This is a genomic window from Sphaerospermopsis sp. LEGE 00249, from assembly GCF_014299995.1.
In the GTDB taxonomy this organism is placed as follows: domain Bacteria; phylum Cyanobacteriota; class Cyanobacteriia; order Cyanobacteriales; family Nostocaceae; genus Sphaerospermopsis; species Sphaerospermopsis kisseleviana.
On the sequence record NZ_JACJUZ010000045.1, the window covers coordinates 17819 to 42196 of the forward strand.

Here is a 24378-nt window from a genome sequence, read left to right on the forward strand (position 1 = left end):
TCATTCAAGGTTTAAAACCTCCTCTTTCAAGGGGAAAAAATCAAAAAATTCCGTTTTTTCAATCCTCTCCCTTCTAGGGAGAGGTAATTGTCAATTGTTCATTGTCAATTGTCCATTATTTAATAGCAGCTAACTGTTGCTGTTGATCTTGCATTTCCAAGAGTTCGGGAACAGTAACAAATTTATAGCCTTGCTTACGGAATCTACTGATAATTTCTGGTAAGGCTTGGACTGTGTGAGTGCGATCGCCTCCACCGTCGTGCATTAAAACAATACCCCCTGGTTTTGCCGATTTGAATATATTGTTAATAAGTCTAGGTACAGCAGGACGGGAATAGTCTATAGAGTCAGATGACCACATAATAATTGCATACTTATTATTTCTGGCGTAGGATACGACACCATTAGTCATAATTCCACCAGGTGGACGAAATAAACCGGATTTCACCCCTGTAGTTTTAAAAATAATATCTGTGGTATTGGCAACTTCATAAGCTGCGGCTTGGGCGTTCATGTGATGATACCAATGATGCCAGGTATGATTAGCAATAGAATGGCCTTCAGCAACTATACGTCTAGTTAAATCAGGATAATTTTTTACATTTTGCCCAACAACAAAAAATGTACCTGGAATATTATTTTTTTTGAGAATATCTAGAACCTGGGCAGTGCTTTTTGGCCATGGACCATCATCAAAGGTGAGGGCAATAACTTTCTGGTTTGGAGGTAGGGTTGCAAATTTAATTGTTGCTCCTTGAAAGCGTGATGGTACATCAGTGATAATACCTTTTGCTTGTGCTTCCTTTTGCCAAGTAGTAAGCATAGCAGCTTTGAATTTCTCAATTCGCTGCTGAGTGCCTGTATTAGCCGCAATCTCATTGATGTTGATACGCTGGTTATTTTGAGATTCAGAGGTATTTGCCGTTACCAGCATCATTAACCCAATACCCAAAGTACCAGTTAAACATAGCAATACAATCAAAATTCCCTGCGGCCAAAAAAATGACTTATTATTTTCCACTGCATAGCTCCTTCAAGGGTTGAACCGTCAATTAGGTTTCTGACGGTAGGTCATAACACATTTTTTCTAGATGTTTAGATACTCAGTTAGGTGCTGGTAATCATCAAAACTGCAATGGTAAATTACAGAAATTCTGAAATTTAAGTAGACAATTTATACTTACTGGAATTTGGTTGCCTCAAACGGTGAAATTTACCATTCAGTTACTTCCTTAAGTATGGAATCTATGACTTGTTTACTTTTATCCATAACTACGGGTAATAAATTAATAATTATTCCACATAACCAGCTTTGAGGAATAGAGTATCTAACCCAAAATAAGGACACATACTATCATTAACATTACTAGAGATGTATATTTTAACCTTGAAGTTCCTTCCTGCCTGTAACAGAAAAAATAAAATTTTTCACTTGATTTTGTTGTTTTTAGAAATCTATCGAATAGATAGACAAAAAAACAACTAATCATAGTTTCCCATGATTGAGTCTGAATTATTTGTTAATATAGATACTGCTGTATAAATAATTCTGAATTGGATTTTATTTGCGCCAAATTACTAAGATTACTCCTGTAACAATAAAACCTAATCCTACAAGACGCATCACAGAAATAGGTTCTCTTAAAATAAAGAAACCCAATAAGACGGAAAATATATAACCAACGGATACTGCAGGAGCAGCAACGCTAAGGTTAACTCTTGTTAGTAGTAATATGTATGCGATCGCACCAATACCATAACAGGTTAGTCCTAATAATAGTTCTGGTATGGTGATCATGTTGAGGATGAGATTAATAATGTTACCTGCATGAACTTTTCCTAGTTTCATGGCTCCTGTTTTGAGGAAAAATTGTCCAGCAACGCTGATGAGGACTGAGAAGAGGAGTAAAGTAAATTCTTGGGGTGACACTGGTATTTCCTGAGTATTTTAATGGTGATTTTTTATTAAACAAAAAGATAGACAAATTAGGGAATTAAATAATTAGATTATTTGAGCTAATTAAGTTTTTGTCAAACCTCCCATTTCCTTTACTGTATAAAGAGGACGACCTTTGACTTCTTCATAAATTCGACCAATATATTCACCTAAAATACCAATACAAATTAACTGCACTGAACCTAGGAAAAACATGGCAATAGTAATTAATGTGTAGCCTATTAGGGGAGATACTGGTGCAAATATTCGCCAATAAAGAACTAACAAGATCATAATTAAGGCAATAGTAGCTGATATGATACCTAAATAGGTTGCCAGTCTTAAAGGAACTGTGGAAAATGAGATAATACCATCAATTGCTAAGGATAAAGATTTACCGAAAGTATATTTTACATCTCCAGCATAACGAGGGCTTCTTTCAAAAAGTACGGATGTTTGACGAAAACCTACCCAAGCACGTAAACCACGAATGTATCGGTTACGTTCTGGCATAGCATTGAGAATATCTACTACTTGTCTATCCATTAAACAAAAGTCGCCTGTATCTACAGGGATGTCAACTTTCGCCAAACGTTTGAGAATGCGATAAAAAAGATATGCTGTTAAGCGTTTGAACCAATTTTCTTTTTGACGGGACTTGCGCTGGGCATAAACTACTTGATATCCTTCATGCCATTTGTCAATCATGGTTAAAATTAATTCTGGTGGGTCTTGTAAGTCAGCATCCATGACGATAATGCTTTTACCTTGGACAAAATTTAGACCTGCTGTGACTGCGACTTGATGACCAAAATTTCTGGCTAGACTTAGGTAACGGATTCGACTATCATGATGGTGTAATTCGCGGATCATACTCAACGAGCGATCGCGGCTACCGTCATCAATTAAAATCAGTTCAACTTCACCGTTTAATTGTTCCATGACATGAGTGAGACGGCGATACATTTCTGTGATGTTTTCTTCTTCGTTGTAGATGGGGATGACTAGGGAGTAGATGGGCTGATTCACGGTGATAATTGATTTGATGGATAATTTATAATTACGGTTGGTTAAGTTGAGAAGTTAAGAGTACAAAGATAGTTTGCAGAAAATCAAGAAAATAAGTTTAAAGTATAGTAAAATTGGAGTATGAGCTAAAGAATTAACATGAATTTTACCACTAATTAACTTAACAATGTATAACGCAGAACTCCCAGATAACTTAGGTGATTTTGGAGAATTACTCCGTAGAGTTTTTTCAGGAGAAGAAGTTATTCTTTCTCAAGGTGGTACTCCTGTGGCTTGTATTTTACCTTTTTCCCAGCAGCCATTACCGCGAATACCGGGTTTAGATCGTGGTAAGGTGGTGATTGCTTCTGACTTTAATTCACCTTTACCAGAAGATATTTTAAAAGATTTTCTTAATCCCCTAGACATTGAGAATGAAAGTATTACTTGATACCCATGCTTAATGTTTGCTTCTTCGTTGTATATGGGGATAACTAGGGAGTAGATGGGCTGATTTATTATATTACTTATTAAGTTTATTTATTAACCTAACCATTTATCTTGACCATATTTAATCCATTGTTCTACTAACATCACCGCAGAAATTAAACTCATAAATAGCAAAGTTTGATATTTTATTTTACCAGGAATACAACGATACAAATATCCTAAAGGAAGGAAAAAGAAAGGGGTCGCAAATATATATCTGGCTAAACTCATTAACCGATCAAATGTAAAAAATTGAATTAATGAATGAGCAGTTGTAAAATACACACAAAACCAAAATATATAGTTAACTGCTAAATTATTAGTATAATCATGAATTTTTACTTGAGTGAAAGTGATTTTATTCTTCATTGCTTTGAAAAAATTAAACCCATATATTAAAATTAAAAGAGGTGGATATAAATAAAGAATACTCCACCAAATTCTATATCTTGGTACTAATATAATATTCTGTTTTTGTGTATATTTATAATATGTCAAAATTAGAGACAATAACAAAATTATCAAAGGCAGGTAAAAACCTATAATATCAACTAAAGGTGATTTTGGAAATAGTAGAAGTTCTAAATGAATACCTAATTTCTTGCCCCAAAGACGTTGATCTTCAAAAGGTGCAAAAAAATTACCTCTAGTTTGGAGACAATAGTTACCATAAACAGCATAACCTGATAAAGAGGCAACCCAAATAGTGACAGTTGTTTTAATTTCTCGATGATATTTTTGCAGATGAATTAATAAATTTTTCCAAGAATATATCTTGGTTTTCAACATTTCCAAACCAATAATAGTTATTAAAGTTAATATGGTTGCAAAAAATACTTGAATTAATATAGGTCTGGTTAAACTCATCAAGAATGTAATGATGAATAAAAAACCAAGTTTGAGGTTTTGATTAATTTTATTATTGGGTAAACACAGCCAGATAAATAACGTACTAAACAAGGAAAACATACTTTCTGTGTAACCAATAACTCTAAATATTGCCATTGGGTTAACAGTATAGGCTAACATTATTGAGAAAGCTAAAGTTGTGCGATTTAACGCAGTTTTTATCACCCAAAATAGTAAAAAATTAGTAATTAAAAATATACCACTACCAACAATTAAAAAATAATGTGCTGCTTGTTCTATAGTTTGAGGATGAAAGAGGTTACGAATAATAAAAGTCCACAGGGGATAAAATGCTTTACAACTGGGATTAACAGCCATTTCTGCATAATGTAAAACATCCCAATAGTAGCTTTTATGAGGTAATTGAGGAGGAATTTCTCGATTTATTTGCGTTGCTGAGAAGAATTTATGAAAAGCATCTGGATCTATCAACATTCCCACAGCAGCACAAAAAATAAATGCACCACAAATAATCAAGGGTAATATCCAGTTAATGTTTTTTTGTTTTGGGATCATTTTATTTAGGTGAAAACATTTGATTAATTTTTAACAAATAATAAAATATCATCTTACTGCTACGGACTAGGTTTAATGAATCTGTTTTCCATATCACATCACATTGAACTTTAAATACTTATATTTGACAATTGGATAGCAACAGCAGCGAACCGTGGTATAATTTGCCTTGTTTCTTAACTAACGTATTAAAATTTACTATATTACCAGTTACAGGGGTATGCGGCAATGGTGCAACTAAGGTTATCCAGTGTTATCCATAAACATCCACAGTTTATCTTACTACTATTAAGTGCATTATTGTTATTTGCGAACAATGGCAATAATAGTTTATTGGCCTATGATGAAGCATATTATGCTATACAAGCCCGTTGGATGTTAGAAACACAAGACTGGTTAACACCCCAATGGTGGGGTACACCTATATATGATCGCACGGTTGGTATCCAATGGTTAATAGCTTTAACTTATCAAATATTTGGCATCAACGAATTTAGCGCCCGTTTACCTAGCATTATTAGCTGTATTATTAGCGTTATCCTGACATATCAAATTGGTACAATTATACTAAATCGCCAAGTTGCTTTTTTAGCAGCAATAATTCTATGTTTAATGCCAATATGGATATTTGAAGGACGTTCTGCAACTCAAAATACTCCACTAGTTTGTGTTGAACTACTGGGAATTTGGGCTTTATTACGTGGTGAAGAATTAGGCAATAAACAGCAAAAGCAAAAAATCCTCTGGGGAATTTTAGCAGGTGCTACTTTTGGTTTAGGATTCCTGATTAAAGGTTTTATGATTATTTTACCAGGAGTAGCAATTATTCCTTATTTAATATTCAGGAATAAACAACATCGGTATTTAGAAAATATTGGCATTTATTTAGGTTTAATCATTGGTTTTATTCCTGTAATCATTTGGTTAACTTTGAGTTGCCTGAAATATAATAGTTTCTTTCCTGTAACAGATTTATTTGGAAAATTGCTTTATTTATCTGCTGATGACACATACAACCCAGGCACATTTTATTATTTTTGGAATATACCTTTAAATACGTTTCCTTGGGCATTATTTAGCGTTATAGGGATTGTGTGTATTTTGTTTTACCGAAATAATCATATATCTCTGTTGCTAGGTTATCCAATTATCTTGTTTATTCTCCTCTGTAGTTTTAGAACTCGTACACCTTATTATCCTTTGCAAATATTACCATTTATGGCTTTGTTTGCATCTGTAGCACTAATAAGAATTGAAGATATTTACCAACTTCGTAAAAAACGAGTAAATCAAATCATATCTTATTTATTGTCTGCCTTTACAACCTTGGGCATCTTATTATTAGTCTTAGGTTCATTAATAACTTTAAATATTCACTTACCTGTAATCTCTCTCACTCCAGAAATCCAGCAATATGGTATATTAGGAATTATTTTAGGCGCAAGCTGGGCAACTATTAATACTACTTGGAAAAATCGTAAATTCTTGCCTAATAAATATTGGCTTGCTAGTTGGGTTATATCTCCTTATTTAACAATAACTACCCTGGGATTTATAAGTGTTTTAGGTGATAGAAATCCAGTTTTCAGAACCGAACTCCAACAACCGCAAATTCATCAAATTCTTGCTGTTGAACCCATTAACTTTGTTATAGATAACCCAGTCAATAATAAATCAGATGCTGAAGTTGTTAATTATTCAGAAGTAGAAATTTCAAAAACTTTCATGTTGCTAAGTTTCTATACACCACAATTAGGTAAAATAACAAAAATACAAGATTTACAAACTAATAGCTATGCCTGGATAACTCCTAAGATACCCACAAATACTTTAAATCAATATGAGATTATGGGTACAGTCAAAGGTTGGAAACTCATTTACAAAAATTAAACAAACATCAATCTTTATCATCATGGAAAATAACTCATTCAAAGCAGAAGTCAAACAATATTTCGATAAAATCGCCTTTGACTTAGATTGGTGGAATCGTCGCAATAAATATTATTATCAAGATATCCAAAAATTACATAATTTTATTATCCCATCTGGTAGTAAGGTTTTAGAAATAGGATGCGGTACGGGAGATTTATTAGCAGCAACTAACCCCAAATTAGGTGTAGGTATTGATTTTTCAGAAACAGTGGTTTCTATTGCTAAGGATAAATATCCTGATTTAGATTTTTATTGTCTTGATGCTGAGAATATGAATCTAGATGTTTTTAGTAATACTCCTATTTCATCTTGTAAATTTGACTTTATTATTTTATCTGGTGTGCTTGGTTATTTGACAGATATTCAAGTAGTCATGGAACGGCTAAAAATGTTTTGTCATCCCAGAACGAGAATTATTTTAGTATTTCATAATTTTCTTTGGGAACCGTTGCTGCGGTTTGCGGAAAAAATTAATCAACGTCGTCCCCAACCTCCACAAAACTGGTTATCAATGAATGATATGATGAATTTTTTAGCTATTACAGGTTATCAACCAGTAAAAATTGGCAGAAGATTTTTAATACCTAAACAAATACCAATAATTGCTAATTTGATAAATCATTATATCAGTCAATTACCAATAATTAATCATCTGTGTTTAACTAATTATGTAGTAGCACGTCCCGCTTGGTATGAAAATATTAATGATGTCAAAAAATATAATGTTAGTGTAATTATTCCTGCGAGAAATGAAGCGGGAAATATTGCTGCTGCGGTAGAACGTTTACCAGATTTAGGTAAAAGTACAGAGGTAATATTTATTGAAGGACATTCCCAGGATGAAACTTGGGATACAATTCAAGAAGTGGTTAATAACTATGAAGGAAATTTTACTCTTCAAGCATTTCAACAAACAGGTAAAGGTAAAGCAGATGCGGTAAGATTAGGATTTGCAAAAGCAACAGGAGATATTTTAATTATTCTTGATGCTGATTTAACTGTACAACCTGAAGATTTACAAAAATTTGTAGAAGTTATAGCTACAAATCACGGTGAATTTATTAATGGTTCGCGTTTAGTGTATCCTTATTCTCATCAAGCAATGCCTTGGTTAAATTCTGTTGCTAATAAATTTTTTGCTTTGTTAATATCTTTTTTGTTGGATTGTAACATTAAAGATACTCTGTGTGGAACTAAGGTTTTATGGCGAGAAGATTATGAGAAAATAGCTAATAATCGCAGTTATTTTGGCGATTTTGATCCCTTTGGAGATTTTGATTTATTATTTGGTGCAGCAAAGTTAAATTTACATATTGTGGAAGTACCTGTTAGATATCAGGAAAGGACTTATGGTAAATCTAATATTTCTCATTTTCGTGAGGGGTTGATTTTGTTAGGTATGTGTTTATATGCTGCCAAGAAAATTAAGTTTATTTTGTAGTTTTATTATCTGGGTTTATGTATCCTTTCTTAAACAGATATCTACCAAATTTTTGATGATTTAAACATACAGAAAATCACAAAGTAATAACAAATGCTAACATGGCATTAATTAATATTAGTAAATTGAATAAATTGGTGCGTACTTCATTAGACTGAGAAACGCTATATATGTTAAACTGATATACATAGCTTTCTAATCAAACTAATCAAAAATATGCAACTCACCCAAAAGCAATATTACACCCCAGAGGAATATCTAAAATTAGAAGCAACTGCGGACTACAAAAGCGAATATATTGAAGGACAAATCATTCCGATGGCTGGTGCATCTATAAATCATAACCGCATTACAGGTAATTTTTACGCCGAGCTAAATTTTGCCTTTAGACAACAAGACAAATATGAAGTTTTTAACAGTGATATGCGTCTATGGATACCCCAAAAATTAATCTACACCTATCCAGATGTGATGATTATTGCAGATGAACCAGAATTTTTCAATAATCGCAAAGATACAATTACCAACCCCCAGGTAATTATTGAGGTTTTATCTAAATCAACCAAAGGTTACGATAGAGAAGATAAATTTGCAGCTTATAGAACAATTCCCAGTTTTCAAGAATATGTATTAATTGATCAAACCCGCATTCATGTAGAACAATTTTCTAAAACTGGCAAGAAAAGATGGAATTTATATGAGTACGATGAAGAAGATGAAAACATATCTCTTGTAACTGTACCTTTTAAAATTTCTTTACAGAATTTATATAATAAAGTAAAGTTTGGAGTTGTGGAATCTGAATCAGAAAATAATAGTTAAATCTCGTCAAATTTAGCAGTATACTATACTTTGGTTCGGCTATATATCCAACGCAATAACAATATAATAAATTCAATCTTGACATAAGTGCAAATTAGACGGTGGTGAGTGTTAAAAGTGAGTCCTTAACAATTTATAGTTAAGAGTATCCGTAAATTGTTAAATCATTGTGAAAGCTATTACCCTTCTTGGTTCTACCGGTTCTATTGGTACTCAGACACTAGACATCGTTTCTGAACATCCAGACAAGTTTCGTATAGTTGGTTTAGCTGCTGGGCGCAATGTGGAGTTATTCGCAGCGCAAATTCGCCAGTTTCGCCCCCAAATAGCCGCCATTTCCGCTGCTGATAAGTTACCAGAACTTCAGGAAGCAATTAAGGACCTTGATCCCCAACCTATTTTACTCGCTGGGGAAGCGGGAGTGATTGAAGTTGCCCGTTATGGCGATTCCCAAAGTGTTGTTACTGGTATCGTTGGTTGCGCGGGTTTACTCCCTACTATCGCAGCGATTGAAGCGGGTAAGGATATTGCTTTAGCAAACAAAGAAACTCTCATCGCTGGTGGTCCTGTGGTTTTACCTTTGGTGGAAAAACACGGAGTGAAACTATTACCCGCAGATTCGGAACATTCGGCAATTTTTCAATGTTTGCAAGGTGTACCTAAAGATGGGTTAAAAAAGATATTATTGACTGCTTCTGGTGGTGCTTTTCGAGATTGGCCTGTGGAAAAGTTACCGACGGTTAAAGTTGCGGATGCTCTTAAACATCCTAACTGGTCAATGGGTAAAAAAATTACTGTTGACTCAGCAACTTTGATGAATAAGGGGTTAGAAGTAATTGAAGCCCATTATTTGTTTGGAATGGATTATGATGATATTGAAATTGTCATTCATCCCCAAAGTATTATTCACTCTTTAATTGAGTTACAAGATACTTCTGTTTTGGCTCAACTGGGTTGGCCAGATATGCGTTTACCGTTGCTTTATGCGATGTCTTGGCCAGAAAGAATTTACACAAATTGGGAAAGATTGAATTTAGTAAAATGCGGTAATTTAACTTTCCGTGAACCGGATCATCAAAAATATCCTTGCATGAATTTAGCTTATGCTGCTGGTAGAGCCGGCGGTTCGATGACTGCGGTTTTAAATGCGGCAAATGAACAAGCTGTGGCGCTATTTTTAGAAGAGAAAATTGGTTATTTGGATATTGCGCGGTGTATTGAATGGGTGTGCGATCGCCATCAAAATGATAACAAACAAAATCCTTCTTTAGATGACATTTTAGCAGCAGATCAATGGGCTAGACAGGAAGTTTTTACTGCTACTGAAAAGTTAGCAAATAAACCTCAGATAGTTTCTGTGGGTTAAGTTCTAGATTCCCGATTTCTTCAAGAAGTCGGGGATCTTCTGCGATCGCTACTCTTTCATGATATAATTAGAACTAATAAAAATAATATTGCTGCAATTGAAGCCATGGAGATAAATGCCATGATTACCCTAAATATAGATGAGATTCAAAACAATTTATCAGAATTTATCAAATTGATTCAAGAAGGTAATAGCTTGATCATTACTCAAGCAGATAAACCTATTGCTGAAATTAAACCCATACCAACAAAACCAACTCAAAAAGAACGCCGTCCTATTGGTTTATGTGAAGGTGAATTTGTTGTACCTGATAATTTTAATGATCCCCTTCCTGAAGAAATTATTAACCTATTTACAAATCCATGAAAATTATCTTAGATACTCATATCTTTTTGTGGTTTATTACTAATAATAAACGACTAGCAGACCAATATTATGATGCTATTAGTAATCAAGATAACGAGATTTATCTCAGTGTAGTTTCAGTTTGGGAAGCAACAATTAAATATCAATTAGGAAAATTACCATTACCAGCATCTCCTGAAATTTACCTTCCCCAACAGCGTGAAAAACATTTAATTTCCAGTTTATCTATTACTGAAACTACAATTACTCAATTAGCTAAATTACCACCGTTACATAATGATCCCTTTGATCGTCTTTTACTCTGTCAATCTTTAGAGCATGATTTCATCATTATGACAGAAGATAAAGTAATTCTCTCCTATGCAATGGTAAAGTTTTTCTAAAAATATAAAAAAGCGAATTGAGAAGTTTACTACCATTTTAATGGTAATATCTTAAACTAAAGTGCGATCGCTACAACCCTAATTCTTTTTCAATCAGTTTTATTAATTCCAGAATATTACGAGATTTACTAGGTTCTACATTAGACTCTTCAATTATATGGACATGATGGGGAAAATTAGATAAATTGGGAAAATGCGGTACATTATCCCAACGTTTTCTTAAAATTTTCTTTTGTTCATCCATCCACTGATAACGATAACCAAGGGTTACAAAATGTCCTTCAATCATAGTAAATGATTCTGCTATTTCTAAAAAATCATTATTTACTAAAGTTAATCCGAAAATATCCCCTATCAAATAAAATTTTTTATTCAACAATGGAGATTTTAATAATAATGTGGCTAGTTGCTAACTTAATTTTTACTGTATTAATATAATCTTGTAGTTCTATTATTTAGATTGTTATTAATTTAGTTTAGTTATTAATTAGTTATTAATTTTAATATGTTGTTGAGCATTATTTCACATTTCATAAAATACACTCCATTCAAAAAACTCGGTTCTTCAGTGCCTAGTATGCCAAACTATTAATTAAACATCAAAAATGTGTTTAAAAATAAAGGCAAAAAGCCATATCCCATGAAAAATATCTAAAATGCGATGTACTGAGCTTGTCGAAGTGTTAATAAATAATGCCCGTATTTATTTATCATAAGGGTTTTATGGTTTTTGTGAACGCAATCTAGCATACTATGTACTGATGAACCCTTATTGAGAATACATTTTGATGACATTTTTGGTGATTTAGTGTTTCTCAAATGCCTTTTTTCACTTTATGCGTCTTATGCGTCTGTTTTTATACTGATTTTACTTTCTCTCTACGTAATTTACCTCTGTGACAGTTTGGGGTGCGGAATGTGGGTTTAATTACAACCAGCTACTTATAAACTAGGAATATTTGACTTTTCAAACGTCATTATATACACTATAATAAAATCAGCACTTAAACAAGACTAAAAATATTGCCACCGCATTTAACCAAATAAGCTGTTGTGCATTTAATTTGTATAAGTGGAACAGACAAGAGGCTTGTTCCACAAGAGTTCAGAATATTAGTATTATACAATTTAGCTATGTAACAGCTTACCAGTCTTTTATTTGTGTTTTTTTTGTAAGTGCAATTGACTTTTATTCAGTAATACCCCTGAAAAATTCATATTATTCAATACTTGACAGACTATGACTAAAATGCAACTCCACTTTAACGGTACTTTCCCCCTCAAAAAAACCGAAATTAAAAGCATACTAGAAGCAGCATCAACAGAGATAGGTTTAAAAGATACCTTAGAAAACCTGATGGCGAAAACAGGTTTAGGAAATGCTAAAGTTGGTAAAATTAAAAGTTGGGCAATGAGATCCGGTTTAGTTAAAGATAATTATTTAAGTCCAGAAGGAAAAATAGTATTAAAACATGACCCTTATTTACAATCTATTGTAACTGATTGGTTCATGCACTTTTATTTAAGTTTTGGCAATTACGGTTTAAATAAAACTCCTGAAAATCCTGCCGACTGGGGAGGATGGACATATTTTATTTATACATTTTTACCAGAAAATCCCACCTTTACCAAAGATAATTTATTTCAAAATAGTATTCCTATATTTGAAGAACCTGCTAAAGCAGTTCCTGAAAGATTCAAATATATTTTAAGAACTTACACCGAACAACAAGCATTAGCTAATTGTCATTTTCTCCAAGAAACTAAAACCGACACCTATCAAACAGGAAAAGCGCAACTTCCTAACCCTTATTTAATCGGGTATTTCCTAGCTAAACTGTGGGAACGAGATTTTAGTAAAGAAACTTCTGTTTTAACAGATGATATCATTAATCAAAAAATGGGAATTGTGCCAGTATTAGGTATAGAAAAAGAAGCATTGCAACCACATCTTAATAATTTAGAATCTTTAGGAATTATCGAACAAAGACGCACGGTTGCGCCCTATCAAATTATTCGTCGTTGGAATAACCCCTTAAACTTATTAGAAAAATCCTATGGTAACAATAAGTAATTCACTATTTAACTTATCACTTGCAGATGCAAAACCCACAGATTCCCCTCATTTATTATTGTGGGATAATCCCCATGATGCCTCGATTCATAAGCTGACATTTAACAATAATGCTGAAATCATAAGTTATCGTGATGACTTATTGAATCGTGTGAATTTGCAACAAAAATTCCTGATTCTTCATCAAAATTTAGATCAAGAAATAGATGCAATACGACAAATTTGTGCTAATACTAATAATAGTAGTAAATATAACAATCAAAGAGTCTTACTATTAAAAGACTTAGATATTTTAATCACCTATCTTTATAGCAAACCGTCATCTCCTATCAGTCTACTTTGGCAAAAATTGGGAGATATGAGACATTTAGAAAGCATTTTATGGATTTTACTTCCTACTCAAATACATCCTATTAACTGGAACAAAAAACGAATTATCACCATAGTCTAAAACTGATACCAGGGAGATTTACCATTATGCAACTCAATCAAATAGTACAAATCAATGAATCAGGAATGATAGCTAATGCCGTTAACTTTGGTATGATGGCTGATGCTGATAAAAACTTACTGTTATGTCAAGGATTTGTATTTAATCATTCTACTTTAGATGTACTAATTGCAATTCAAAAAAGTTATCATAGTCTTAACCAACCAAACATTCATTTATTTGTACAAGATTACGGTAAAGGTAAATCTCATTTTGCCTTAGTTGCAGCAAACTATTTTCAAAAAATATTAAATAGTCCTGAAAATCAAGGTATTTTAAACCAAATTAAAATTACAGCAGGAAATAATCAAGGAATATTAGAAGAATTAACAGCTTATAAAAAACGTAATCCCAAACATTTAGTAATCTGTATTAGTGGAGATGAAGGAATAGATTTAAGACAGATATTTTTAAAATCCCTGCGTCAAACCTTAGAAAATGAAGGAATCACAGATACTCTAGCACAGCAACTTTGTCAAAAACCCCTGGAATATTTAAACAGCTTAACGGAAGACGAGATTGAAACAGCTAATCAATATCTAGAAAGTGTAGAAAATCAATTTGGAAATTTTGACAGTCTAATTGATTTATTAAAAAAAGATAATTATCGGGTAATTACTACAGTTAAAGAAATTAGTAGAAAACTAAATAAAGGATTTGCTATTGATTTTGAAACAGACTTAAAAATCGAAGAAATTTTACCACAATTAATCAATGAATTATGCAGTGGACAAAATGCCAAATATGCAGGAATTTTGATTTTATTTGATGAACTTAATTATTATCTTAAATCTTGGTCAGCAGATTCAGTCAGTGCTGGTGGTGCTTTTTTACAAAGTATTACTAAAGCTTGTGAAAATCATCAAAGTAAAATTGCTTTAGTTTGTTTTACCCAAATTAGACCTTTAAAATCAGTTCCCAATCAAATTACCAGTCAATCATCAGAAGATTATAAAAAACTTGCTTCTCGTTTAGAAATTGCCGAAAGCACCTATGAACCAGTTTCTAGTTTGGAATTAGTGATTCAAGGTTTATTGGAACAACAAGTTAATACTGATTTGTGGAGGCAATTTTTTCAAAATTGGAATGGTACTCTGTTAGCTGATAGTAGAAAATCTCATGAACACCGAATTAACATTTATAGAGAAAGAAATTGGAGTTTAGAGCAATTTAATAACATCCTAACTATTGGTTGTTTTCCCCTCCACTCTTTGAACAGTTATTTGCTTTGTAACTTAGATTTTACTCAAGGTAGAACAGCAATTCAATATATCAAAGAAGATGTGAGAAAATTTATTAATTCTCAACCAGTGGAGAAAAATGGTAAATTAAACTATCTTCCTGCAATTTCTTTAGTTGATGCTTTTGAAAATAACTTTTCCCAACCAGAATTTTATCGTTATTATTCAGAATATGAAAAAGCTAAGGGTGATATAGCTTCCTCAGCTACAGAAAAAGAAATTGCAGTTTTAAAGGCTATTTTTCTATTTTATGTTAGTCAAAATAAACTACATAAACCAGAATCAGAAAAACATGAATTGATCCTCAGTGAATTAACAGGTTTATCAGTAACACAAACCAAAGAAACATTAGATAAACTAACTGATGATAGAAAAGTTATTTATTTCAATACTGGAGATAATACCTACCGATTTTATTCGGGTAGCAATTTACTAGAAATTAGCCAAGAAATAGCAGAAGAAGCAAGTAAACAAGCTGACAGAATAACAGTTAAGTTAGCGGTAGATCATTGTACAAAAAAACTGACAAATTACCTGAAATCTTCCCAAATTCCAGGAACAGATTTTATTGAAAAAAATCAACTTATTCGGGATGATGAATGGTTTTTTGAATACAAATTTTACAGTATCACCGATTTTGAACAAGCTTTATCTGGTTATAAGACCATAGAAAACATAGCAGGAAAAGGAATTTTTGCTTATGTTTTAGCAGAAACTATGGAAGAAATACAATATATTCGTAATAAAGTAAATCAGCTAATTTCTAAATCTAAACATCAAAAAAGTATTGCAGTAGCTATTCCTAATAAACCAGTAAAAGAGATTTGTATTGATTTACTAAAAATAGCAATTATCACAAGAAAAAATACTGCTGAAAAACAAGCATCAGGTACAGCTTTACAACAATTAAATAAGCAATTGCAAGAAAAAATAAATCGAGAAATAAAAGAAGTAATTGTTTCAGCAACTTATTATTGTCTGAATTTTGAGAAACTAAATAATACTGAAAAACAAGATCGAGAAACTATAGTTAGTCATCTGTTACAGCAACTTTATCCATTTGTACCATCTGTTGCTAAAAATGATAAAATAGCGTTAAAAAGTTCTACTGGAGGTACTATCATTAGTTATGCAGTTAAACGGTTATTAGAAAACGATCTCAATCCTACTAAATTTCCTAACCAATCATACCATACGTTAGTAACTCAAGTATTTGTTAATAGTTGGGGATTATTTAAAACAACTTCTCAAAAATATTCTGTACAAACTCCCACCAATCAAAATATTATAGCTGCATGGAATAAAATAGATGAACTCACAGCTTTAAACAATAAACAAAGAACATCTATTTATATAGATAGAATTTGGCAAGAATTATCTCAACCTCCCTTTGGTTACAATGAATATACCTTTACAATGCTATTTACAGCATGGATATGTGATCATCGTAGCGAAATCACATTAAAAGGTAATTTTGGTATTCCCAAAACTAAGAAAGAACAAGTAACAAATGAAGAAAAACCGATCAAAGACTGGGTAACAACTAACGTCTTTGATAAACCTAAAGAGTTTGTCAATGAATGGATTTTAACATCAGGAAAAAAACCTCAGTTAATTCGTAGTCAACCTGTGATATGTCCTGAAATACCAGAAAGATGCGCTTATAACCAAGCAAAACAATTGATTTCACAAATTGATCTATTTATTAGTTCTGCTGATCCTGATCAAATACAATTACAAGAAATCAAACCTAAAAAAGAACAAATTTTAGCAGGAATAAGAAAAATTGACCATTGGTTAAAACCAATAGAAGAAGCAGAAAATTTACCCGATGATGTCAACCTGGAAACGTTGATAAATCTTTATCCTTTGTTGGAAATACCACTGGAAAAACCCAAAACTTTTAATTTAGCTGCTAATAATTTAGTTTCTAATTTAGCAAATCACTCAAAATCATCAGTATCATCCAATTCATCAGATACTATTGTTGTTTATCCTACTGCACAACAAAAGCAAAGTCACACTGATGCTTTAAAAATTGTTCAAGATAAAATTAACGAAGTAGTTGTAAAATTAGGTGAAAAAGCTAAATTTCTGAAAACAGAACAAGAACTGGGTGGTTATAAAGTTCAAGTTCAAACAGCAATAGAGAAAATTACACAAATTGACTTACCTCTACATTTACTGGATACCTTAAATTACTCTTTGCAAGTTGCTAATAGAAAACTTAGTGAAGTTCAATATCAGTCACAAATTAAAGACTGTTTAGATAAAATCCAAATTCGTTATAATTCTCTCAGTAATAATGCAACTCAACAGGATTATATTGACGCTATTAATGATGTTGAGAAATTAACCAATGAGGTTGTAAAAAAAGAATCACGGTATCAGGAAATAATTAAAGACATTCAAAATAAATCTCAACATTTATCCGAAAAAATTAACCTTTGGGAAGAAAGAATGATAGATATTACTAAAGATCAAGCATGGAAATTATCTTTAGAAGTTAGTCAACAACAAAAACGTTTTACTCAGCCACAATGTTCACAAAAAGTCAACCAGATATTAGAAAACTTAGAAAATATTATCAAAAATACTCAGCAGGAACAACCTACCACCAAAAAACAGGATGATACTAATTTAACATTAGAAGACATTAATAATAAATTGCAGGAAATCCAAAGTCAAACTCAAGACTATACAAATCAAGAAAACCAAATCATTGCTTTATTTAAACAACTTCCTGTTTCTATAAGACAAGAAGTATATCAAAAATTAGCAGCTTTCTTGAATAACCAGGAGGAAAATTAATGAGTAAAATCATTTTAGATCCTACTGGTTCATATCCAAGAAAAAATCACTATACTGTCATTTCTACAGAAGTAGAATGGTTAAAACATTTTACCCTGAACCATGAATATTATTTGATTCAAGGTAAAGCACTTTGTAACTGGACAAAAGAATGGTTAAGAGTATGGAATAAATTAGATTTGATTATTGACACTAACAAACAAGATTTTAGTGAAACAGTAATAGTTAATTGTGTTGTAAAATGTGAAGGTTTAAAACCTGGAGAATTAACAATCTCAATTCATAATTATGATCAAATAACTTTGAGTAATCTGTATTTAACTATTAATGAGTTACCCAATTTTCAAAATGTAAAACTTTCAGAGTTTATAATTCCACCCCAGGATCAAATAATTCATCAAATAACCATTAGTGAATATCCTCAATTACCACCAGATAAAAATACAATAACTATTCCGTTATCTGGTAAAATATCATTTGGTTTTAATGATGATCATTTAGGAGAATCAAAACTGGGTTATGATTCATATTTGACTATTAAACAAATCTACAATAGTGGTTTTCAAGGAGATTTAGATGATTTCTAATTATGATAATGATTTAGTTACTAGCGTTTTCCAATCATTAAGTATTGACAAAAAACGCTTACCTTCTAGTGGACTAACTAATTCAGGTATTCCTAGTTTTGTTGCTGAATGGTTACTAGATAAACTTGTTCCGGGAATGGGTAAGTTAAATGATTTGGAATTAAAAAAAGTTAATGATTTTGTCCAAAAAGCATTTCCTAGAAAAGATGATCCACAAGTTATTAATTATAACATTGCTAAAGGAGAAATTCATAAAATAATCGCTTTAATGCAGGTGAGAGTAAAATTAGAAGCTAATTCTAAACAAATACCTGAACCTTTAGCAAATATCCCCATCTTAAATTTATCAAATTGTGAAATTTCCACAGATATTGTAGACAAATATCAAAGGTTACTTAGACAAGGAGTATGGGGGAAAATTACCTTACGCTTAAACAGCAATGTGAATGGTAATTTTAACGTATCAGTTATTGATTTTGATCCTTTCCAATCATCGGAAGTTGATCTACAAGAATATGCTCAATGTCGTTCTCATTTTACCACAGAACAATGGCGAGATTTAATGTTTTGTTCTATGGGTTATAATCCCGAACATCCAAATTATAATCATCTTGCAAAAACACGGATGTTAACCCGGTTAATTCCTTTGGTTGAATCTAATTATCATCTCATGGAATTAGCACCCAAAGGAACAGGAAAAAGTTTTGTTTATGAAAATATTAATAATAAAGTTTCTGTAGTCAGTGGAGGTAAAATAACACCTGCAAAATTATTTATTGATGGTCAAACTAAATTAGTGGGTTTGTTAGGACGTTATGATATAGTAGTGTTAGATGAAATTCAAAGTTTAACTTTTGATAACCCTGATGAAGTTATTGGACCCTTGAAAACCTATCTTGCAAATGGACGTTATAACCGTTCTGGTTTTTCTGAAAATCCCATTTCTAGTGATTGTTCTTTGGTTTTATTAGGGAATATTGAATTAGATGAAAATCAACGTCCTAAACATAGATATAATTTGATGAAAAATTTACCTAAATTTTTCTCAGAAACTGCTTTTTTAGATCGATTTATGGGTATTTTACCAGGGTGGGAAATTCCTAAGTTTCAACGAGATATGATTGCTGATCAAGTAGGTTTAAAAATGGACTTTTTTGGAGAAGCATTATTATCTTTAAGAAGGGATAATCGTTTTTATCAATATGCACAAGAACATACTGATTTTGATCATCAAACTGTTACAGGTAGAGATGAAACAGCCATTTTGAAAACTGCATCTGGTTTATTAAAGATTCTTTATCCCCATCTGCAATTAACTTTACAAGATTATCAACGAGATTGTTTAGAACCTGCTAGAGAAATTCGTCAGTACATTCGTAATATTCAATACCATTTAGATGATGAATATAAAAAGTATGGAAAGGATATTTATGTTGATGTTAAATAATTTTAATGTTCTCATTAAACATGATGAACACAATCAAGGATCTTGCCATTTTGCAATATAGTAGATAGCCTATTTAATAACCCTGATTTTTCAGTTTTGGATATCATGATCATTACCTTAATAGTCGCTTGGATAATATTTGTCATCCTGTGGAAATTAGTCAAAACCACCATCAAAACTGCCGTAACTTGTGCAGCGATAGTGGTTTTATTATACTTCGGTTTTGGGATCACACCTCAAGATATTTGGCAGAAAATCTCTGAAATTACTCAAAATATCTCCCAAATACTTGTGCGTAATTAAACTTAACTTTGCGAAAAATAAATTTTTAATTGCTGATACTGTTAAGTAACATTTCAAAAGATTCCCAATCCCAAATCCAAAATCGTATTACTTGATTGTATTACTTGTATGAAGCAGTAATTTTCGCCAGTGCATCCTTCATTGCTGGAGGTAACTGACGCATAATTTTACCTCTTTCTCTGTCTAATGCTACCAATGTCACCTGAGCAGAAACATATAATTCTTGCTCATCAGCAGAAACAATTTTATAATCCCAGTTAATGCGGACACCTGTTACTTCCAACATCCGGGTTTTCACAACCGCCATCATTCCTAATTGCAGTGCGCGATGATAGCGTACTGATAATTCTACCACTGGTAAATCACAACCTAAAGCTACCAAATCAGCAAAATCAATACCTATAGAGCGCAAACATTCTACCCGCGCTGCTTCCATCCAAGTTAAATATGTACCATGCCAAGTAATGCCAGCATAATCTGTATGATGAGGCTGCACTCTGATCGGATATTCAAACCAAGTATCAAATTCAGTTTTTGTTAACTTCTCGATCGCACTGGTAGGTGGTAATTTTGGTTGACTTGGTGTTTCTTGAGTCATTTTCAATCTTCTGAATAATTGGTTTTCTTACCCATCAGATTTTAACAGACCCTGCAAAATACTTGACAAAACCGCAAAAACAAGGTTCATTGTCGGTAATGGTGAAAAGGTGGTAGGCGTTGAAAAAACAAAGCCGCTATCACCAATTACCAATTACCAAAAAACAATTTCCTCTTTACCACAGCATATTGCAGGTAAATGAGGAACAAAGTTGATTTTTTCCTAAAAATATATTGATTTTTGTCAATATAAGTATAGTTTTGTCTATGAAATTGTCAACTTAGGACTTGCTCTATCTTATGAGGCAATTTATCACTTCTTAACAAGAGTTTTATGACTTGTATAAGTTTGTATAGATTGCTTGACAAGATTAGCTAGTTCCTGCAATTGGCTAATTGCTTCTGCGCCTTCTAACTTCATCAATTCGCGGTCATCCCGCATTTCAGTCCAAGTAATTCCGTAATCTGATACTAAAAAGCGAATAAGATGATTATCTCCTAAACTTACCATGAACGAAGCACTGTTCATTTGGTCGCCACAGGTGTAGCAAGAAGCTGGGTAGCCATTACGCTCTAAAACTATTGCCAAGGCTTGCAAGTTCATTACCAAGTCTTGGACAAATTCCCTATGTTGATGTGCCAGTCTCAGAAACACTTTTTTCCTCCAGACACCACAGTCATTTGAGTATCTTTTATATTTTCTTTAGATTTTCCCATCCTTTGGTATTGTATACTATACAATGCCTAACAGATAGTTAAGTCTGTAATTAGTTACCCTGCTTAGGGTAGTGGATAACTATTCTGTATGTCGTATCAAACAATTCAGTTTGCAATATATAAATCTCAGATAAAACTAGCAAAGTTAACATTGTCTTTATATGTTTAGCACTAGTCTCCTGAGTTTAGTCAGCAATCAGCCTTTAGCCTAACTCAAATCTCCTGCTAGTCAACCCGGTAACAGTTGCATATTACACCTTTATAAGTAGTGTTTAATCGAATTAGCAGTATTTCTTAACTCTAGCGTAAGTTTTTGCCTTTTTCTTCCCATCTCTATTTTGGTGAATTTATGCTTCATCTACTATTGATTAACAAAGTGCAAGCTTTCTGAGGCTCACAGTACCTAAAACCTTGCACAATTTTAATTTGAATCATCCTCAATCCCTTGATTTCTCTGGGTTTTACGTTTATTCAGCAAACGTAAGTAAATTTTGTTAAATTTTATACTAAATTTTAGACACAGAAAACCCCAAATCTACAGACTTCCTCTGAAGATAGCGGAATCAAGGATCAGGTAGTAGCCATTTAGGCAATAGTTTCGATGTGACTGGGGACTGGGACAATATCTTAGGGGTTGCTGAGAAAGTCTTTCCGTGAGGGCATAGGAGTCAGGAGTCAGGAGTCAGGAGTCAGGAGTCAGGAGTCAGGAGTCAGGAGTCAGGAGTCAGGAGTCAGGAGTCAGGAGTCAGGAGTCAGGAGATCAAGGAGTCAGGAGTCAGGAGTCAGGAGTCAGGAGTCAGGAGTCAGGAGTCAGGAGTCAGGATAATAAGAATAAATTTCTTCCCTGTTCCCTGTTCCCTGTTCCCAGTCCCCAGTCCCCAGTCACCAGTCACCAGTCCCCAGTCACCAGTCACCAGTCCCCAGTCACCAGTCCCCTTTTTGTGAAATTTCCTCAAAAAAATCTCAAAAAGGGGTTTTACCCCTCACTGTAAAAATGTTATACTGTGATGAGTAGATGCACCCTGATGATTTGGAGAGCTATTCAATGGCTCTCTTTTTTAGTTTGATTGCAAGTATTTAGCCATCAGTATTCAGCCATCAGCAAGAAAGGATAAGGGAGCATCCCAATTAGACTTTTCCAGAAAAGAAATTATGGAACCTATTTATGGGGGCAGGGCGAAGCATTTGGGATATCTAGATGTCTGATTTTTCCGTCAAATTATTACCCAAATGCTTCGCCCCTACAACTTATTACAAATTAATAGATTCTATTTTGGAGAAGTCTAATGTGTAAATTTATGTTGATATAAGGAAATAAACGCTCCCAGGCTTTATATAGTCGTAGACAGAGTAGTTAGGACATCAATTAATCATAAAACTGTTTAGACCAGACTCTAAATTAATTTCTTTCTGACTTTGCGCCTTTGCTCCTTTGTGTCTTTGCGCGAAACTTGAATCAAGATGTGGTTCATTTACCTGAAAATAGCTTTTTTCCTATTCCCTATTCCCTATTCCCTATTCCCTGTTCCCTGTTCCCTATTCCCTGTTCCCTGTTCCCTAGCCAAACAGATATGATAACAATTCAAACGGACATGATATAAAATCCAAAATTATGACAGACTGGAAAGAAATTACAGGTGGTGTGACAGCACCCAGGGGATATAAAGCAGCAGGTATTAAAGCTGGGTTGAAACCTTCGGGATTGCCGGATTTAGCGTTAATATTATCAGATGTAGATGCGATCGCTGCTGGTGTATTTACCACGAGTCATGTGAAAGCCGCTTGTGTAGATTATTGTCGTCAACGTTTACAAAGCAAGCATACCACTAGAGCTATACTGTGTAATGCTGGTCAAGCTAACGCCGCTACAGGTAGTCAAGGGGTGAAGGATGCGTTAGAAAGTGCAGACTTGTTAGCGAAAGAGTTGAACATTTCCCCAGAATCAATTTTACTCGCTTCCACTGGGGTAATAGGTCAAAGAATAAAAATGGATGCTTTGCGAAATGGGATACCCAAGTTAGTTGCAGAACTTTCCGAAACTGGATCGGATGCTGCCGCAGGAGCTATTATAACCACAGATTTGGTAACAAAATCCATTGCTTTAGAAACCACTATAGGCGATCGCCCGGTGCGAATTGGTGGTATTGCTAAAGGTTCAGGAATGATACATCCTAATATGGCCACCATGTTGGCTTTTGTTACCTGTGATGCGGCAGTATCATCTACATTATGGCAACAAATGTTAACACGGGCTGCTGATAGAAGTTTTAATTCGATTACAGTTGATGGTGATACTAGCACCAATGATAGTTTAATAGCCTTAGCTAACGGTGCATCTCGTACCCCTGCTATTACCGAAACCGGACCAGAAGCGGAAAAATTAGAAGCAATGTTAACCGCAGTCTGTCAACATTTAGCCAAGGCGATCGCCCGTGATGGAGAAGGTGCAACTTGTTTGGTAGAAGTGCAAGTCACTGGTGCAAACGACGAAACCGCAGCGCGACAAATAGCGAAAACCATTGCTGGATCGTCCTTAGTTAAATCTGCAATCTTTGGACGAGATCCCAACTGGGGAAGGATCGCCGGTGCTGCTGGCCGTGCAGGAGTACCCTTTGAACAAGACAACCTGAAAATTAAAATCGGCGATTTTGTACTCATGGAAAATGGGCAACCTTTACCTTTTGATAAAGCTGCTGTTAATGCTTATTTGAAACAAACGTCCGCAGGTGCTTATCTCCAAGAAGACACAGTATTAATTTCCGTTAGTGTTGGACATGGCCACGGAACAGGTACAGCTTGGGGTTGTGATCTGAGTTATGACTACGTGAAAATTAACGCCGAATATACAACATAGGGCTTACGGAAAAAGTCTTTTCGTGAGGATAGGGGACTGGGGACTGGGGACTGGTGACTGGTGACTGGTGACTGGTGACTGGGGACTGG

At 33.5% G+C, this 24378-nt stretch carries 21 protein-coding genes; 14 read left to right on the plus strand and 7 right to left on the minus strand.

Going from position 1 to position 24378, the window contains the following annotated elements:
* Window positions 1–115 precede the first annotated feature (115 nt).
* From H5968_RS15830 to H5968_RS15840, 3 genes are all read right to left on the minus strand, one after another.
* Window positions 116–1021, minus strand: coding sequence for a polysaccharide deacetylase family protein (locus tag H5968_RS15830; RefSeq protein ID WP_187040717.1), 906 nt, complete (start codon window positions 1019–1021; stop codon window positions 116–118).
* Between the two features lie 540 nt (window positions 1022–1561).
* On the minus strand, window positions 1562–1930 hold the full coding sequence (locus tag H5968_RS15835; protein WP_096570186.1) for an EamA family transporter: 369 nt from the start codon (window positions 1928–1930) through the stop codon (window positions 1562–1564).
* Between the two features lie 90 nt (window positions 1931–2020).
* Window positions 2021–2965: a glycosyltransferase family 2 protein gene (locus tag H5968_RS15840; protein WP_187040718.1), complete on the minus strand. Its 945-nt coding sequence runs from the start codon at window positions 2963–2965 to the stop codon at window positions 2021–2023.
* 166 nt (window positions 2966–3131) lie between these two features.
* Between H5968_RS15840 and H5968_RS15845 the strand changes: the two genes are divergently transcribed.
* Window positions 3132–3395 (plus strand): type II toxin-antitoxin system Phd/YefM family antitoxin, encoded by a 264-nt coding sequence (locus H5968_RS15845; RefSeq protein ID WP_187040719.1) that lies wholly within the window; start codon window positions 3132–3134, stop codon window positions 3393–3395.
* A 92-nt stretch (window positions 3396–3487) separates the two neighbouring features.
* On the opposite strand, the gene H5968_RS15850 is transcribed toward H5968_RS15845, so the two are convergent.
* The gene (locus H5968_RS15850; RefSeq protein ID WP_187040720.1) at window positions 3488–4858 is read right to left on the minus strand and encodes a mannosyltransferase; all 1371 of its coding nucleotides are present in this window, start codon (window positions 4856–4858) and stop codon (window positions 3488–3490) included.
* A 228-nt stretch (window positions 4859–5086) separates the two neighbouring features.
* On the opposite strand from H5968_RS15850, the gene H5968_RS15855 reads away from it, so the two are divergent.
* From H5968_RS15855 to H5968_RS15880, 6 genes are all read left to right on the plus strand, one after another.
* Window positions 5087–6748, plus strand: a complete 1662-nt coding sequence (locus tag H5968_RS15855; RefSeq protein WP_187040721.1) for a glycosyltransferase family 39 protein — start codon at window positions 5087–5089, stop codon at window positions 6746–6748.
* A 22-nt stretch (window positions 6749–6770) separates the two neighbouring features.
* The gene (locus H5968_RS15860) at window positions 6771–8231 is read left to right on the plus strand and encodes a glycosyltransferase (RefSeq protein WP_187040722.1); all 1461 of its coding nucleotides are present in this window, start codon (window positions 6771–6773) and stop codon (window positions 8229–8231) included.
* 216 nt (window positions 8232–8447) lie between these two features.
* Window positions 8448–9053 (plus strand): Uma2 family endonuclease, encoded by a 606-nt coding sequence (locus tag H5968_RS15865; protein WP_187040723.1) that lies wholly within the window; start codon window positions 8448–8450, stop codon window positions 9051–9053.
* Between the two features lie 169 nt (window positions 9054–9222).
* Window positions 9223–10419, plus strand: coding sequence for a 1-deoxy-D-xylulose-5-phosphate reductoisomerase (gene dxr / locus H5968_RS15870; RefSeq protein WP_187040724.1), 1197 nt, complete (start codon window positions 9223–9225; stop codon window positions 10417–10419).
* A gap of 120 nt (window positions 10420–10539) precedes the next feature.
* Entirely contained in the window at window positions 10540–10785 is a 246-nt protein-coding gene (locus tag H5968_RS15875; RefSeq protein ID WP_187040725.1) for a type II toxin-antitoxin system Phd/YefM family antitoxin, read from the plus strand.
* Window positions 10782–11168, plus strand: a complete 387-nt coding sequence (locus tag H5968_RS15880) for a type II toxin-antitoxin system VapC family toxin (protein WP_187040726.1) — start codon at window positions 10782–10784, stop codon at window positions 11166–11168. Before H5968_RS15875 ends, H5968_RS15880 begins: the two co-directional genes overlap by 4 nt.
* Before the next feature lie 70 nt (window positions 11169–11238).
* Here the strand turns inward: H5968_RS15880 and H5968_RS15885 are convergent, their stop codons facing one another.
* Window positions 11239–11526 carry a DUF6516 family protein gene (locus H5968_RS15885; protein WP_255427154.1) on the minus strand — a complete coding sequence of 96 codons (288 nt, stop codon included), beginning with the start codon at window positions 11524–11526 and terminating at the stop codon, window positions 11239–11241.
* Between the two features lie 882 nt (window positions 11527–12408).
* On the opposite strand from H5968_RS15885, the gene H5968_RS15890 reads away from it, so the two are divergent.
* From H5968_RS15890 to H5968_RS15915, 6 genes are all read left to right on the plus strand, one after another.
* Entirely contained in the window at window positions 12409–13242 is an 834-nt protein-coding gene (locus tag H5968_RS15890) for a DUF4007 family protein (protein WP_187040727.1), read from the plus strand.
* Window positions 13226–13693, plus strand: coding sequence for a hypothetical protein (locus H5968_RS15895; protein WP_187040728.1), 468 nt, complete (start codon window positions 13226–13228; stop codon window positions 13691–13693). The genes H5968_RS15890 and H5968_RS15895 overlap by 17 nt, the downstream gene beginning before the upstream one ends.
* Before the next feature lie 26 nt (window positions 13694–13719).
* Entirely contained in the window at window positions 13720–17784 is a 4065-nt protein-coding gene (locus H5968_RS15900; protein WP_187040729.1) for a hypothetical protein, read from the plus strand.
* Window positions 17784–18371, plus strand: a complete 588-nt coding sequence (locus H5968_RS15905; protein WP_187040730.1) for a hypothetical protein — start codon at window positions 17784–17786, stop codon at window positions 18369–18371. The genes H5968_RS15900 and H5968_RS15905 overlap by 1 nt, the downstream gene beginning before the upstream one ends.
* A complete protein-coding gene (gene brxL / locus H5968_RS15910) occupies window positions 18361–19818 on the plus strand; it encodes a BREX system Lon protease-like protein BrxL (protein WP_187040731.1) in 1458 nt (485 codons plus the stop codon). Before H5968_RS15905 ends, brxL begins: the two co-directional genes overlap by 11 nt.
* Before the next feature lie 105 nt (window positions 19819–19923).
* Window positions 19924–20121: a hypothetical protein gene (locus H5968_RS15915; RefSeq protein ID WP_096570202.1), complete on the plus strand. Its 198-nt coding sequence runs from the start codon at window positions 19924–19926 to the stop codon at window positions 20119–20121.
* A gap of 100 nt (window positions 20122–20221) precedes the next feature.
* Here the strand turns inward: H5968_RS15915 and H5968_RS15920 are convergent, their stop codons facing one another.
* Both H5968_RS15920 and H5968_RS15925 read right to left on the minus strand, forming a co-directional pair.
* A complete protein-coding gene (locus H5968_RS15920; RefSeq protein ID WP_187040732.1) occupies window positions 20222–20719 on the minus strand; it encodes a thioesterase family protein in 498 nt (165 codons plus the stop codon).
* Between the two features lie 312 nt (window positions 20720–21031).
* Window positions 21032–21373, minus strand: coding sequence for a DUF1815 family protein (locus H5968_RS15925; protein ID WP_096570206.1), 342 nt, complete (start codon window positions 21371–21373; stop codon window positions 21032–21034).
* 1674 nt (window positions 21374–23047) lie between these two features.
* On the opposite strand from H5968_RS15925, the gene argJ reads away from it, so the two are divergent.
* Complete coding sequence (gene argJ / locus H5968_RS15930) at window positions 23048–24289, plus strand: bifunctional ornithine acetyltransferase/N-acetylglutamate synthase (RefSeq protein WP_096572626.1); 1242 nt, start codon at window positions 23048–23050, stop codon at window positions 24287–24289.
* Window positions 24290–24378: the final 89 nt, after the last annotated feature.

Excerpts from the sequence above, each read along its gene's own strand:
- H5968_RS15855 (WP_187040721.1), top strand. The coding sequence starts at position 5,087 with ATGGTGCAACTAAGGTTATCCAGTGTTATCCATAAACATCCACAGTTT.
- brxL (WP_187040731.1), top strand. The coding sequence starts at position 18,361 with ATGATTTCTAATTATGATAATGATTTAGTTACTAGCGTTTTCCAATCA.
- H5968_RS15865 (WP_187040723.1), top strand. The coding sequence starts at position 8,448 with ATGCAACTCACCCAAAAGCAATATTACACCCCAGAGGAATATCTAAAA.
- H5968_RS15915 (WP_096570202.1), top strand. The coding sequence starts at position 19,924 with ATGATCATTACCTTAATAGTCGCTTGGATAATATTTGTCATCCTGTGG.
- H5968_RS15895 (WP_187040728.1), top strand. The coding sequence starts at position 13,226 with ATGGTAACAATAAGTAATTCACTATTTAACTTATCACTTGCAGATGCA.
- H5968_RS15920 (WP_187040732.1), bottom strand. The coding sequence starts at position 20,719 with ATGACTCAAGAAACACCAAGTCAACCAAAATTACCACCTACCAGTGCG.
- H5968_RS15860 (WP_187040722.1), top strand. The coding sequence starts at position 6,771 with ATGGAAAATAACTCATTCAAAGCAGAAGTCAAACAATATTTCGATAAA.
- H5968_RS15905 (WP_187040730.1), top strand. The coding sequence starts at position 17,784 with ATGAGTAAAATCATTTTAGATCCTACTGGTTCATATCCAAGAAAAAAT.
- H5968_RS15875 (WP_187040725.1), top strand. The coding sequence starts at position 10,540 with ATGATTACCCTAAATATAGATGAGATTCAAAACAATTTATCAGAATTT.
- argJ (WP_096572626.1), top strand. The coding sequence starts at position 23,048 with ATGACAGACTGGAAAGAAATTACAGGTGGTGTGACAGCACCCAGGGGA.
- H5968_RS15890 (WP_187040727.1), top strand. The coding sequence starts at position 12,409 with ATGACTAAAATGCAACTCCACTTTAACGGTACTTTCCCCCTCAAAAAA.
- H5968_RS15900 (WP_187040729.1), top strand. The coding sequence starts at position 13,720 with ATGCAACTCAATCAAATAGTACAAATCAATGAATCAGGAATGATAGCT.
- H5968_RS15850 (WP_187040720.1), bottom strand. The coding sequence starts at position 4,858 with ATGATCCCAAAACAAAAAAACATTAACTGGATATTACCCTTGATTATT.
- H5968_RS15845 (WP_187040719.1), top strand. The coding sequence starts at position 3,132 with ATGTATAACGCAGAACTCCCAGATAACTTAGGTGATTTTGGAGAATTA.
- H5968_RS15880 (WP_187040726.1), top strand. The coding sequence starts at position 10,782 with ATGAAAATTATCTTAGATACTCATATCTTTTTGTGGTTTATTACTAAT.